13 protein-coding genes are annotated in these 12,568 nt (G+C 65.5%); 6 read left to right on the forward strand and 7 right to left on the reverse strand.

Features of this window, described 5'->3' with window-relative positions:
* On the reverse strand, positions 1-85 hold an 85-nt coding region (locus tag VF649_RS11715; protein ID WP_331012149.1), incomplete at its 3' end, for a DUF4169 family protein.
* A gap of 63 nt (positions 86-148) precedes the next feature.
* On the opposite strand from VF649_RS11715, the gene rnc reads away from it, so the two are divergent.
* The 4 genes from rnc to VF649_RS11735 all read left to right on the forward strand — a co-directional run bounded on the left by rnc (position 149) and on the right by VF649_RS11735 (position 2,272).
* Positions 149-817 carry a ribonuclease III gene (gene rnc / locus VF649_RS11720; RefSeq protein WP_331012137.1) on the forward strand — a complete coding sequence of 223 codons (669 nt, stop codon included), beginning with the start codon at positions 149-151 and terminating at the stop codon, positions 815-817.
* On the forward strand, positions 814-1,764 hold the full coding sequence (era, locus tag VF649_RS11725; RefSeq protein ID WP_331012138.1) for a GTPase Era: 951 nt from the start codon (positions 814-816) through the stop codon (positions 1,762-1,764). Before rnc ends, era begins: the two co-directional genes overlap by 4 nt.
* Positions 1,765-1,946: 182 nt before the next feature.
* The gene (locus tag VF649_RS11730) at positions 1,947-2,069 is read left to right on the forward strand and encodes a hypothetical protein (RefSeq protein WP_331012139.1); all 123 of its coding nucleotides are present in this window, start codon (positions 1,947-1,949) and stop codon (positions 2,067-2,069) included.
* Positions 2,066-2,272 (forward strand): type II toxin-antitoxin system RelE/ParE family toxin, encoded by a 207-nt coding sequence (locus tag VF649_RS11735; protein ID WP_331012140.1) that lies wholly within the window; start codon positions 2,066-2,068, stop codon positions 2,270-2,272. Before VF649_RS11730 ends, VF649_RS11735 begins: the two co-directional genes overlap by 4 nt.
* Positions 2,273-2,432: 160 nt before the next feature.
* On the opposite strand, the gene leuD is transcribed toward VF649_RS11735, so the two are convergent.
* The 6 genes from leuD to VF649_RS11765 form a co-directional block, all read right to left on the reverse strand.
* Positions 2,433-3,014, reverse strand: coding sequence for a 3-isopropylmalate dehydratase small subunit (gene leuD / locus VF649_RS11740; RefSeq protein WP_331012141.1), 582 nt, complete (start codon positions 3,012-3,014; stop codon positions 2,433-2,435).
* On the reverse strand, positions 3,011-4,450 hold the full coding sequence (gene leuC / locus VF649_RS11745) for a 3-isopropylmalate dehydratase large subunit (protein ID WP_331012142.1): 1,440 nt from the start codon (positions 4,448-4,450) through the stop codon (positions 3,011-3,013). Before leuC ends, leuD begins: the two co-directional genes overlap by 4 nt.
* A gap of 83 nt (positions 4,451-4,533) precedes the next feature.
* On the reverse strand, positions 4,534-5,820 hold the full coding sequence (locus VF649_RS11750; RefSeq protein WP_331012143.1) for a serine hydrolase domain-containing protein: 1,287 nt from the start codon (positions 5,818-5,820) through the stop codon (positions 4,534-4,536).
* Positions 5,821-5,901: 81 nt separating this feature from the next.
* Positions 5,902-7,464: a hypothetical protein gene (locus VF649_RS11755; RefSeq protein WP_331012144.1), complete on the reverse strand. Its 1,563-nt coding sequence runs from the start codon at positions 7,462-7,464 to the stop codon at positions 5,902-5,904.
* Complete coding sequence (locus VF649_RS11760) at positions 7,461-8,111, reverse strand: class I SAM-dependent methyltransferase (protein WP_331012145.1); 651 nt, start codon at positions 8,109-8,111, stop codon at positions 7,461-7,463. The genes VF649_RS11755 and VF649_RS11760 overlap by 4 nt, the downstream gene beginning before the upstream one ends.
* Positions 8,108-9,118 (reverse strand): glycosyltransferase, encoded by a 1,011-nt coding sequence (locus VF649_RS11765; protein ID WP_331012146.1) that lies wholly within the window; start codon positions 9,116-9,118, stop codon positions 8,108-8,110. Before VF649_RS11765 ends, VF649_RS11760 begins: the two co-directional genes overlap by 4 nt.
* Before the next feature lie 221 nt (positions 9,119-9,339).
* Here VF649_RS11765 and VF649_RS11770 point away from each other — a divergent pair, with 221 nt between their 5' ends.
* Positions 9,340-10,500, forward strand: a complete 1,161-nt coding sequence (locus VF649_RS11770; protein ID WP_331012147.1) for a TonB family protein — start codon at positions 9,340-9,342, stop codon at positions 10,498-10,500.
* Positions 10,501-10,609: 109 nt separating this feature from the next.
* Positions 10,610-12,568, forward strand: a 1,959-nt coding sequence (locus VF649_RS11775; protein ID WP_331012148.1) for a CDC48 family AAA ATPase, incomplete at its 3' end; no start/stop codon positions are given.

Below are 12,568 nucleotides of genomic sequence, written 5' to 3' on the forward strand. Positions count from 1 at the left end.
GCGCCCGCGCACCCGCCGCCGCCGCTTCGGCCGCGATCCGTGCCTTCGCCTTCCGCGCCTGCCGCAGGTTCACGATTTCACCCATCACGACTACCTACTACGCCTCGCCCATCGACGCAAAGCCCCTGCCTGGGCTATGGCGGACGCAATGACGTCCGATCCCCTCGCCGCCTGGCTGCCGACCGCGCTCGGCCACGCACCGCACGACCTCGCGCTTTTCCGCCGCGCGCTGACGCACAGCAGCCATGCCGGCGTCAGCTATGAACGGCTGGAGTTTCTCGGCGACCGCGTGCTCGGCCTGGTCGCCGCCGACTGGCTCTACGGCCTGTTCCCCGATGAACCCGAAGGCGCCCTGTCCCGCCGCCTCAACGCGATCGTCAGCCGCGAAACCTGCGCCACCATCGGTCGCACCATCGGCGTCGACACCATGCTCCGCCTTGGGAAGCAGGCGCGCGACGATGGCGCGGTCAACAGCGGCAACGTCATCGGCGACGCGGTGGAGGCGCTGATCGGTGCGCTGTTCCTGGACGGCGGGCTGCCGGCCGCGCAGGCTTTCGTCCGCCGTGCCTGGGCGCCACTGGTCGATGCCGGTACGCAGGCGCCCCGCCATCCGAAGTCCGCGTTACAGGAATGGGCGGCCGCTCACCGGTGCCGTCCGCCCGTCTACACGTTGCTCGCCCGCACCGGCGCGCACCACGCCCCGCGCTTCACCGTCTCCGTCGCCATCCCCGGCAAGGCCGATGCCCAAGCCGAAGGCGCGTCGAAACAGGAGGCCGAGACCGAGGCCGCCACCAAATTACTGGAGTCCCTGTCGTGACCCTTTCCGAAGATACCGGCCCCGAAAACACTGCGCCCGCCGCGGTAGCGGCCGAAGACCAGCGTTGCGGATTCGTCGCGGTCGTCGGCGCGCCTAACGCCGGCAAATCGACTTTGGTCAACGCGCTTGTCGGGCAAAAGGTCGCGATCGTCAGTCCGAAGGCGCAGACGACGCGCGTCCGCCTGATGGGCGTTGCCTTGCAGGGCGCGTCGCAGATCCTGCTGGTCGATACCCCCGGCATCTTCGAACCACGCCGCCGGCTGGACCGCGCCATGGTCGCCGCCGCCTGGGGTGGGGCGCAGGATGCCGACCTGATCGCCTTCGTCATCGATGCGAAGACCGGGCTTACCAAGCGGCTCGAACCGCTGGTCGCGACGCTCGCCGAACGCCGCGAACCCAAGCTGGTGATCCTGAACAAGGTCGATGCGACCCCGAAGGAAAAGCTGCTCGACCTCGCCGTCCGCCTGCAACAGCAGCTCAACCCGGAGGAGATCTTCATGATTTCCGCGACCACCGGCGACGGCGTTCCGGATCTGAAGACCGCGCTGGCAAAACGCGTCCCCGCCGGCCCCTGGCACTTTCCCGAAGATCAGGTTTCCGACGCCACCGACCGCATGATGGCCGCCGAAGTCACGCGGGAACAGCTCTATCTCCAGCTCCACGCCGAACTCCCCTACGCCTCGGCCGTGGAAACCGAGAAATATGAGGAACGCAAGGACGGCTCGGTCGCCATCTACCAGCAGATCCTGGTCGGCCGCGACACGCAGAAGGCGATCGTCCTCGGCGCCAAAGGCACCCGCCTCAAGGAAATCGGCAGCCGCGCCCGCGCCGAACTCGAACATCTGCTCGACAGGAAGGTCCACCTGTTCCTCCACGTCAAGGTCAACCCGAAATGGGAAGACGACCGCGGGCTCTACAAGGAAATCGGGCTGGACTGGGTGGAATGACGTACGCCAATTTACGGCGTCTCCGATCGCGATAGGAAACCTGGCGTAGTACGAAGGATAACAGCATGATCAATGCGGACCTTGGACAGCAACTCGAAACCTTCGTTTCGCAGCTGGTGAAAACGGGCCGCTACCGATCCCAAAACGACGTGCTACGCTAGGATCGGGAAGCACGCCTTGCCATGCTCGACGCGGAGATCGGGCAAGGGATCGCCAACGCAGATGCTGGCATGACCGTCACTGCCGAGGTGCCCTTCGACCCACTCGAACGCAAATATCAGGATCTCACCGGCAACCGGGCATGAAGACCCTGCTGACGCGTTCTGATGAACAGGATCTGGAAGACATTGGCGATCCTATCGCTCAAGATGCCCCGTCCCGTGCCCTTACTTTCGTCCGCCAATTGCGCGATCGCTGCCTGACACTCGCTGATTTTCCGCAGGCTGCCCGCTCGTCCCACGCTAAGAGGCACTGGGTATCCGGCGACGCGTCCACGAAAACTGTCTGATCCTTTACCGGATCGACGCAGACCATGTGACGGTCATCTGCGTCCTTCACGGGGCAGCGGATTACGCGCGCATTCTGTTACCGTCTTGATACGATACCGATCGCGGCGCTGCGTGCCTGCCGACGCATAGGCGCCTTCGCGACCAAGCGTGCCATCATCCTCAAACCCAACCCCGCTCCGCCGCCACCTTCGCCTCATAGGCAGAAATGGCCTCACCCTGCGCCATGGTCAGCCCGATCTCGTCGAGCCCGTGCATCAGGCAGTCACGCCGGAACGGATCGATCTGGAACGGGAAGCGATCCTGATAGGGCGTCGTCACCGTGCAGGTTTCCAGGTCGACCGTCACCGGCTGCCCCTCCGCCGCGACGATCATCAGCCGGTCGATCGCCGCCTGTGGCAGCACGACGGGTACGATCCCGTTCTTCACCGCATTGCCGGAGAAGATGTCGGAATAGGACGGCGCGATCACCGCCTGCACGCCCATGTCGCCCAGCGCCCAGGCGGCATGTTCGCGGCTGGACCCGCAGCCGAAATTGTCGCCCGCGATCAGGATCGGCGCGCCGGCATAGCGTGGATCTTCGAACACATTGCCCGGTTCGCGGCGCACCACTTCGAACGCGCCACGGCCCAGGCCCGATCGGCTGATCGTCTTCAGATAGGGCGCCGGGATGATGACGTCGGTGTCGACATTCTTCCGGCCGAACGGGATGGCCCGCCCCGCAACCTTCGTGATCGGCGTCATGCAGCGGCTCCCATCAGGTCGCGGACATCGGCCAGCCGCCCGGTCACCGCCGCCGCCGCCGCCATCGCCGGGGATACCAGATGCGTGCGCGCACCCGGCCCCTGCCGCCCGACGAAGTTGCGGTTGCTGGTCGAGGCACAGCGCATCCCCGGCGGCACCTTGTCCGGGTTCATCGCCAGGCACATCGAACAGCCCGGTTCGCGCCATTCGAACCCTGCCTCCATGAACACGCGGTCCAGTCCTTCGGCCTCTGCCTGCCGCTTCACCAGCCCCGACCCCGGCACCACCAGCGCCTGCGTCACGCCCGCCGCGACATGCCGCCCGCGCACCACGTCGGCGGCGGCGCGCAGATCCTCGATCCGGCTGTTGGTGCAGCTGCCGATGAAGATCATGTCGACCGGCACATCCTGCATCCGCGTGCCCGGCGTCAGCCCCATATAGTCGAGCGACTTGGCCGCGGCGGCGCGCTTCGACGGATCGGCGAAGCTGTCCGGGTCGGGTACCACGCCGGTGATCGGCACCACATCCTCCGGGCTGGTGCCCCAGGTCAGGCTCGGCGCGATCTCGGCCGCGTCGATCTTCACCACCGTGTCGTACACCGCGCCCGGATCGCTCGCCAGCGTGCGCCACCATGCGACGGCCTTGTCCCACTGCTCCCCGCTCGGTGCCATTGGCCGCCCCTTCAGATAAGCGAAGGTGACATCGTCCGGCGCCACCAGCCCCGCCCGCGCGCCCGCCTCGATCGACATGTTGGCGACGGTCAGCCGCCCCTCGATCGACATTTCGCGGAACACATTGCCGGTATATTCGATGACATGACCGGTGCCGCCCGCCGCGCCGATCCGGCCGATGATATGCAGGATCACGTCCTTCGGGCTCACGCCGTGGCCCAGCACGCCCTCGACGCGGACCTCCATCGCCTTGGACCGTTGCAGCAGCAGCGTCTGCGTCGCCAGCACATGCTCCACCTCCGACGTGCCGATCCCGAACGCCAGCGCGCCCAGCGCGCCGTGGCTGGCCGTATGGCTGTCGCCGCATACCACCGTGGTTCCCGGCAGGGTGAAGCCCTGTTCCGGCCCCACCACATGCACGATCCCCTGCTCGGCCGCGGTCGCATCGATATAGCGGATGCCGTTGGCCGGCGCGTTCGCCGCCAGCGCCGCCAGCTGCGCCGCAGACTCCGCATCCGCGATCGGCAGCCGCGCGCCCCTTGCATCCACCCGCGCCGTCGTCGGCAGATTATGATCCGGCACCGCCAGCGTCAGGTCCGGCCGCCGCACCCGCCGCCCCGCCACGCGCAGCCCTTCGAACGCTTGCGGGCTGGTCACTTCATGCACCAGATGGCGATCGATATAGATCAGCGCGGTGCCGTCCGCCCGCGTGTCGACGACATGCGCGTCCCAGATCTTGGCATATAGGGTCTTCGGTTCGGTCATGATCGGCCTCGAAATGATGCCGCCGCCCTACACCGCGCCCGCATCAAAGGCAAAGTCGCGCCGGACCGGCACGACAGGAAATATCAACGCCGGCCCAGCTCCAGATAATCGGTCGCCGGCATGCCATACAGCGCCTGGAACAGCTCCAGCGGCAATCCCACCGGGCGCGGGCTCTCGCTGTTCCACAGCATCGCGATGCCCACCTTCTGTTCCGGATCGAACAGGATCAGCGACCGATATCCCGATACCGCGCCGCGATGCCCGACCAGCAAATGGCCGCCCAGCCGGTGGTTGCGCCAGCCAAGTGCATAGCGCCCGTCGGTCATCGCGCGGTCGAACGTCCCCTGCCGTCCGCGCGGCACCGTCACGCGCGCGCGGTGCAGGTCGTCCAGCAACGCCGGGGACAGAACGCGCGGATTGCCGCCCATCTGCGCCTTCAGCCACAGCGCCAGGTCGCCGATCGAACTGTTGACGCCGCCCGCTGCCGGCACCCGGTAATAGGGTTCCTCCACGGTCAGCATCCGGCTGCCCCGGCTGGGATGCGCCCAGCTTGCCGCACCCGTCAGCCCGGCACGCCCGATCGATGCGTTGACCATGCCCAGCGGACCGAACAATTCCCGCTGCACCGTGGTGGCATAGCTTCGGCCGCTCGCCCTGGCGACGATCTCCGACGCGGTATCGAATGCGATGTTCTGATAGGCGAAGCAGGTTCCGGGGCGGCAGATCGGCGGCAACGCGGCATAGGATCCCCGCGTCACCCGCGGGTCCTCCCCCGCCTCCAGCCGGTCGTCATAGGCATTCTTGACGATGCCCAGCCGGTGCGACAGCACATCCTCGACCGTCGCGACCCGCTCGGTCCCGTTCGGCAGGCGCAACGTCGTGCCATATCGCGCCACCGGCGCCTGCAGCGACAGCTTGCCCTCCGCCGCCAGCTTCTCGACCGTCGTCGCCGCCACCGTCTTCGACAGCGATGCCCAGCGGAACACCGTCCGCGATGTCACCGGCTCGCCCGCGCCGCCCGGTTCGGTCCGGCCAAAGCCCTTCACGAATGTCACACGCGGTCCTTCGACCACCGCCACGCCCAGCCCGGCCATGCCCGGCGTGCGCATCAGTCCCTCGATGCGCCGGTCCAGCCAGACATAATCGACGCGGTGCCGCGTCGCCGCCCCCGTGGATATGGTGGCTGGCGACGCCAGCGCATCCGGCACCACCGCCCGCGCGCCCGGCGGATCGCTCCTGGCGCTCCCCTGCCACCCCGCGACGGCCGCCACCCCGCACATCAGGGCGATGCCTGCGACGACGGTCTTCGGGCTGATCGGTTTGCGGTCACGCCGCGGTCGGCGTCGGCGCGTCGCTCGGGGGGAATTCATCGCGTCCCTCTACGCCGCCCGGCTGTCGGGCAAAAGCTCCGCCCGGCGCACAAACCGCTCCGCTGACCGGGCGGGGCGGCATCAGTGCGCCACGGGCGGCATCCGGGGTCCGGGATAGTGCAATACCAGATTCCCCAGCGGCTGCCGGACGGGATACGCCGCTTCTATGGCGGCAAGCACCGCCGGATTATATCGTTCTCGGTAGATCCTGTCGCTGGGTTTGCCTTGCATCACGAAGAAGCCGAAACGATGCGCACGGATCATGCGGACAAATCCTGCCTCGTCATACACGCCGGTATGCGCCAGTTCAGCAGCAATGGCCGGCTCCCACTCCACGTTCCGTCCCGCACGGATCAGCAACGTCATCGGATCCGCGATGACGGGTTTGGAAGACGCGCGGATACGGGAAGCCACGGACCAGTATCGGCCTTCCCGCCGCTTCATTTCGGGAACATCCTGATTCCGGTTGGGCAAGGTCATGCTTTGGATTGGGATCCCTATCGCGACCAGAAACAGCATCAGGATTGAAACTGTCAGCTGCGCTGTGCGACTGCCATCACCGACCACGGACGCCACGACAGGATGCAGGCCGATCCCGCAAAACAGCGCCATCGCACATGACCAGCCGATGAAATAGTTCGTGTTGGCTCCCACCTTCATCATGCTGGCTAGCATCGGCGTGGAAATTGCAAAATACGCCAGCAGGATCGCACAGCCTGCCAAAGCCGGGTTTCCCGAAGCCCGGGCCCTGAATGCCCGAAGCCGTGTTCCTGGCGGGACCAGCCGACGTGCGGTGTTCACGGCTCCGATACCCGCCAGAATTGCGAGCATCAGGTGGTTCAGCAATAATATGGCGGGCAGCAGAAGGCCCGGCGGATTGAGCCTGTTGATGTTGTATAGCAGGATATGCTGGAGGAATCCGCCCGCAGTAGCCCAGTCGAGCGCCGCCAGCAGCGCGATACCCACCCCCGCCATTGTCGCAATGCCGCGAAGCGCCAGACGCGGTCGGACAGCCAGCAATACGGCAAAGGTTGCGACCGGTGCAGCAATCGAGGTTTGTTTGGTATAGACCGCAGCCACAAATATCAGCGCCGCACCATGGATCCATCGTGGCTGCTCGATCGCGCGGATGGCCAGTATCATTCCGGTCAGTTCGAACAATAACGCCAGCATGTCCACTCGCATCAGCGGCGCCCATAGCTGGACCGCATAGCAGTTGAGCAAGACCAACGCCGCAAGCAGGCCGCATATGGTTCGGGTGCGCGCGCCGGCGTGTCCGCGCAGGACGCTTGCGACCAGCATGCCGGCGGCCGCTGCCGATCCCAATGTCGCTAGCAATGCCACCACCCGTCCGGCGATCATCTGGTCCATGTCGGTCGTCAGGGCGAAAGCCGCCACGGTCATGTGATAGACCGGTGGATAATGGTATACGACGGCCGGATAGGCACTGATCGGGCTATATCCGATTCCAGCCAGCATGTTGCGCATCTGCTGGAGGACGATGCCTTCGCCATAATCCAGCTCAAAGGGGTAGTGCAGCGCAGCGGGTATGAATTGCAGGAACCGGATGACCCCGACGGTCAGGCAGGCGGTCAGGATGCCGAGCGCGACACCATGAAACCACCGCATGGGGATCGCCTTCACTTTCCCTTCTGCCGGCTCGGCCGCGCGACCATCAGCATCTGCTTGCCCATCGGCTTCACCGGCGAACGAAGATAGGCGCCCACCAGCCAAGCCCACGTCGGCAACCGTGACTTGAGACTTAGGGGCAGGAAGCGCGGATGAATCTCCAGCACCTCCCATCCATGGGCGGAGAGCATATCGGCCAGGCTGATGTGCGAATAGATCGCAACATGCGTGTAGTCGTCAAAATATTCTCGATACGCATAGCGATAATTGGGCTGTAGGATTGTCAGCATACCTCGCGTCGTCAACTTGTCCTGCAAGGCTCGCAGAACAACGGCCATGTCAGTTTGCGGCAAATGCTCGAACAGGTTGGATGCAAAGGCATAATCGACACTGCCATCGGGGATTGCCGAAAGATCGCTCACCGGACCGATGACGGTTTCCACTCCAGGTGCGACATGGTCCGCTAAGCCAGGCCACTGGTCAATCGCAAGTCGCCGGCCGGCGCTTACGGAATTGATGAAGTCACCATAGCCCGCGCCCAGGTCCAGCACGGTGTCGGCCGGCGATATATGATGCCGGAAATAATATTTCCACAAGGCACGCCATACGGCTCCCCGTCGCACGTCCTCCCGCAACCGCGAACCATGATAATCTCCGGTCATGCGAACCGGCGCCAGTTACTGAGCAGCCCGAAGATCATCCGTGACCCCACCTGCAAGCCTCGCCAGTTGCTGACATTGCCTCCCTTGCTCAGCCCGATCCTGGGATGAAAGGTGATAGGGCATTCCAGCACCACCATGTTCCGGGCTAGGGCCACATCAATGAAGTGGGCATTGAACTCAAGGTTCACGGCTGGTTTGACATGACGCAACAAATCGATCAGCGCGTCGCGACGGCAGAGTTTGTACGTTGTTCCGACATCAGTCAATGTTCCACGGCCTAGATGCTTTGCCTCCAGCAGTTTTCCGACGAACAGATTGCCATAATATAAAAAAGTGCTCAGCTGGGTCATATACTGGCGCAGCGGCTCGACGGTACGCGTGCCATTCACGATGTCGGCATGGGGCGCATAGGCGAGCAGCTTCTCGATGTCATAAGCGCGGAAGGTGCTGTCGCCTTCGCACAGAACCACGAATTCGGTATCGTCATGCTTCACCGCTTCGGCCAAACACCGATACACGCAGCGGCCATACCCCGGCGCCGGCTCGTCGAACGTGATGGCGCCGGCTGCTTCGGCACGGTCGAACGTCCGGTCCATGCTGTTGTTGCTGACGACGATGACCCGCTCCACCAACGGGTGCGCCAGGAAATCCTCAACCGCGCCCGTGATGCTCTCCTCATCGTTATAAGCAGTCAGGGCTACAGTGACGCGGCGACGTCGTACCGGCTCAAACCGGACCGGCCGATCCGGTTTCTTGCCCCCGAACAGGAACAGGATGTCGAACAAGGCGAAACCGATCCCCAGCAGGATGGGAACGCCGCTGTACCATACCAGCCCTTCGGCGACGGGGTCCAGCAGCGCGTGGAGATTGAACAGATATCGGGGGAACACCAGCAATACCCCCATCAGGTAAAGCAGCGTTCCGACGCAGAAGCATAATACGCCGTACAGCAGGAAAGGCGTACGGCCTCGCTTGCGGCCGCCAACGATTATCCCGTCGATCTCCATCCCGTTTCCTCGCCTGCGCGACACCCCGTTGCGCTCACCGCCGGGATAGAAAGGCAGGGTTAATGATCTCCTAAGATGATGCCGCGACTGCCCGATGGCCGGGCTGGATATTGAAAGGAACGGCTTTCCGGCATAGTCTGAACGAGCCAGCAGTATCGGCCGACATAGAAGGAATGCTTTCGATGTCCGTGTATCGTTTGCGTCTGCTTATGCTGCTGACTGTGACCAGCACATCCTCGGCGTTATCGGTAACGGTCCCGCCGCCACCGATCGTAGCACTCGAAATCTCCGGCTCCCAACCCCGTGCCGTGCCCCGCGCCGATGTCGTTCAGTTGACGTCCAGCGCGGTGCGATGCGGTGCGGCGGAGATCATTCCGACCGTCACCGTGCTGCCCTTCAATACCACCCGCCTCACCTACATCGCTTCGCCGCCCCCGCCCTTGCACCCGCCCCAGCCCCCAGTGGCGCAGACGCTGGATTTCGCGATCGGCGCCGATGGACGCCCCCGGTCGATCCGCCTGCGGCCGGCGGAGGCACAGGCCGGCTTCTATGTCGATACCTCCGATCTCGCGCCGGCGCTGGCGGGGTGGCGCTTTGCGGCCGGGCAGCCGCACGGGGCGTGCAGCATCACGTTCCTGCCGACGATCACTCCGATCGCGGCCGCGCCGGTCACGACGCTCGCGCGCCTGCTGGCGGGACCCACCGTCGGTGACGCCGGCGCCGCCGCCTTCAAGCGGCTGCAGCCACCGGGGTCGGACTGCTATCAGGGCCGCCACCCGAATGCCCGTACGCTCAACTTCCCGCCATTCGATCGCATCGCGCAGGCGCCCGGTACGTGGACCTACGCCTATCTCTCGCATGATATCGACGCCGCCGGCCGCGCCATCCGGGTCCAGCTCATCGCCTCCAGCGGCAATGCCGAATTCGACCGGGCATCGGCCGCGGCCCTCGGTCGCGACCGGTTCCAGCCGGGCGTGCGGCATGGCTGTCTCTTTGAGTTTCACCAAAGGCCCGACCCGATGCCGGAACCCACCCGACCGACGACCCCGGTCGCGGTCAAGGGCCCCGACTGCCCCGGCGATCTGCAGCAGATCCTGAAACTGCCGCCTGGCCGCCCGTTTCCTCCGATGTTTCGGCGCCGCGCGATCGGGGGCTATGCCGTCCTGCGGTTCGACATCGCCTCCTGGGGCGCGACCGGCAATGTGTCCGTCGTCGAAGCCGAACCGGCCGAGGCTTTTGGTCAGGCCGCGCGCGGCATGATCGAACGCGCCCACGCCGCGCCCAGCGCGAACGGCTATCGCGGCTGCGTCACCACCGTCCACTTCCGTTTGCCGGAACAGGAAAGGGACGCGAGATCCGACGGCTGGATCCTCCCGGAATGATCCGCGCGACGTGATCGGCACCGCGGCGATCGCGCGTCTTTTTTGAACCCCCACCGGCACTTCGGCGCGTGTTCTCGGTTCCTGCCCCATGGTCTGAAGAAGGGATCACATGGCAGACGACCCAATTGCGGGGCGCAAGCTCCAGGTGGCGAACGCTCGGCCGGAAGACAGCGGCCGTGGCCTCGCCCACATCCCGCGCGCGATGATGGCGACACTTGGCATCAGCGAAGGCGACGTGATCGAAATCGTCGGCAAACGTTCGACTCCCGCCCGCGCGGTCCTGCCGTACCGGGAGGACGAAGGGTTGGAACTGCTGCGGATCGACGGTCTGCAACGCGCCAACGCCGGCGTCGGTTCGGGCGATTTCGTGGAGGTGCGGCGCGGCGAGTCCAAATCCGCGACCCGCGTCGTCTTCGGCCCGGCTCAGGCCAATTTCCGGCTTCAGGGGTCGGCCAATGCGCTGCAACGCACCTTCTATGGAAGGCCGCTGGCGCAGGGCGACATCGTCGCCACCGCCGGCCATCGCCCGGTCGTGGGCGCGGGGGTTCAGCGGTTCGCCAATGCCCCGGCCTATGCGCTGCAGGAAATCCGGCTGGTCGTGATCGCGGCGACGCCCAAAGGCATCGTCCATATCGACGAACAGACCGAAGTCGAATTGCGCACCGAATATACGGAGGCGCAGGAAAGCCGCCGTGCCGACGTCACCTATGACGATATCGGCGGCATGGCCGGCACGATCGACCAGCTGCGCGAAATGGTCGAACTGCCGCTGCGCTATCCCGAACTGTTCCAGCGGCTCGGCGTCGATCCACCCAAGGGCGTGCTGCTCCACGGCCCGCCCGGCACCGGCAAGACCCGGCTCGCCCGCGCCGTCGCCAACGAGAGCGATGCGCAGTTCCACCTGATCAACGGGCCCGAAATCATGGGGTCCGCCTATGGCGAATCCGAAAAGCGGCTGCGCGACATCTTTGAACAGGCGGCGAAGAGCGCGCCGTCGATCGTCTTCATCGATGAGATCGACTCGATCGCACCCAAGCGCGGCCAGGTTACGGGCGAGGCCGAAAAGCGGCTCGTCGCGCAATTGCTGACCTTGATGGACGGGCTGGAGGCGCGCGCCAACATCGTCGTCATCGCCGCCACCAACCGGCCGGAGGCGATCGACGAAGCGTTGCGCCGTCCGGGCCGGTTCGATCGCGAGATCGTCGTCGGCGTGCCCGATGACGGCGGCCGGCGCGAGATCCTGGGGATCCATACCCGCGGCATGCCGTTGGCCGAGGATATCGACCTCGCGGAACTCGCCCGCACCACCTATGGCTTCGTCGGCGCCGATCTTGCGGCGCTCACGCGCGAAGCCGCGATCGAGGCCGTCCGGCGGATCATGCCCCGTCTGAACCTCGAGGATGGCAGCATCCCTGCCGAGGTGCTCGACACCCTGTCGGTCACGCGCGACGACTTTGTCGAGGCGCTGAAACGCGTCCAGCCCTCCGCGATGCGCGAGGTGATGGTTCAGGCGCCGCAGGTCCGCTGGGACGATGTCGGTGGGCTCGACGATGCGCAGATGCGGCTGAAGGAAGGCGTCGAACTGCCGCTCAGGAATCCCGAGGCATTTCGGCGGATCGGCATCCGTCCCGCCAAGGGCTTCCTGCTCTACGGCCCGCCCGGCACCGGCAAGACGCTGCTCGCCAAGGCGGTCGCGCGGGAGGCGGAGGCGAACTTCATCGCCACCAAATCCGCCGACCTGCTGTCGAAATGGTATGGCGAAAGCGAACAGCAGATCGCCCGCCTGTTCGCCCGCGCGCGCCAGGTCGCGCCCTGCGTCATCTTCATCGATGAACTTGACAGCCTGGTGCCCGCCCGCGGCGGCGGCCTCGGCGAACCGCAGGCCACCGAACGCGTGGTGAACACGATTCTGGCGGAGATGGACGGGCTGGAGGAACTGCAGTCGGTGGTCGTGATCGGCGCCACCAACCGGCCCAACCTGATCGATCCCGCGCTGCTGCGGCCCGGCCGGTTCGATGAACTCATCTATGTCGGCGTGCCCGATCGCGCCGGTCGCGAACGGATCCTG

The organism is Sphingomonas sp. (assembly GCF_036387535.1).
In the GTDB taxonomy this organism is placed as follows: domain Bacteria; phylum Pseudomonadota; class Alphaproteobacteria; order Sphingomonadales; family Sphingomonadaceae; genus Sphingomonas_R.

Coding starts and splice junctions, on each gene's coding strand:
- rnc (WP_331012137.1), top strand. CDS start 149: ATGACGTCCGATCCCCTCGCCGCCTGGCTGCCGACCGCGCTCGGCCAC.
- VF649_RS11730 (WP_331012139.1), top strand. CDS start 1,947: ATGCTCGACGCGGAGATCGGGCAAGGGATCGCCAACGCAGATGCTGGC.
- VF649_RS11735 (WP_331012140.1), top strand. CDS start 2,066: ATGAAGACCCTGCTGACGCGTTCTGATGAACAGGATCTGGAAGACATT.
- leuD (WP_331012141.1), bottom strand. CDS start 3,014: ATGACGCCGATCACGAAGGTTGCGGGGCGGGCCATCCCGTTCGGCCGG.
- leuC (WP_331012142.1), bottom strand. CDS start 4,450: ATGACCGAACCGAAGACCCTATATGCCAAGATCTGGGACGCGCATGTC.
- VF649_RS11750 (WP_331012143.1), bottom strand. CDS start 5,820: ATGAATTCCCCCCGAGCGACGCGCCGACGCCGACCGCGGCGTGACCGC.
- VF649_RS11760 (WP_331012145.1), bottom strand. CDS start 8,111: ATGACCGGAGATTATCATGGTTCGCGGTTGCGGGAGGACGTGCGACGG.
- VF649_RS11765 (WP_331012146.1), bottom strand. CDS start 9,118: ATGGAGATCGACGGGATAATCGTTGGCGGCCGCAAGCGAGGCCGTACG.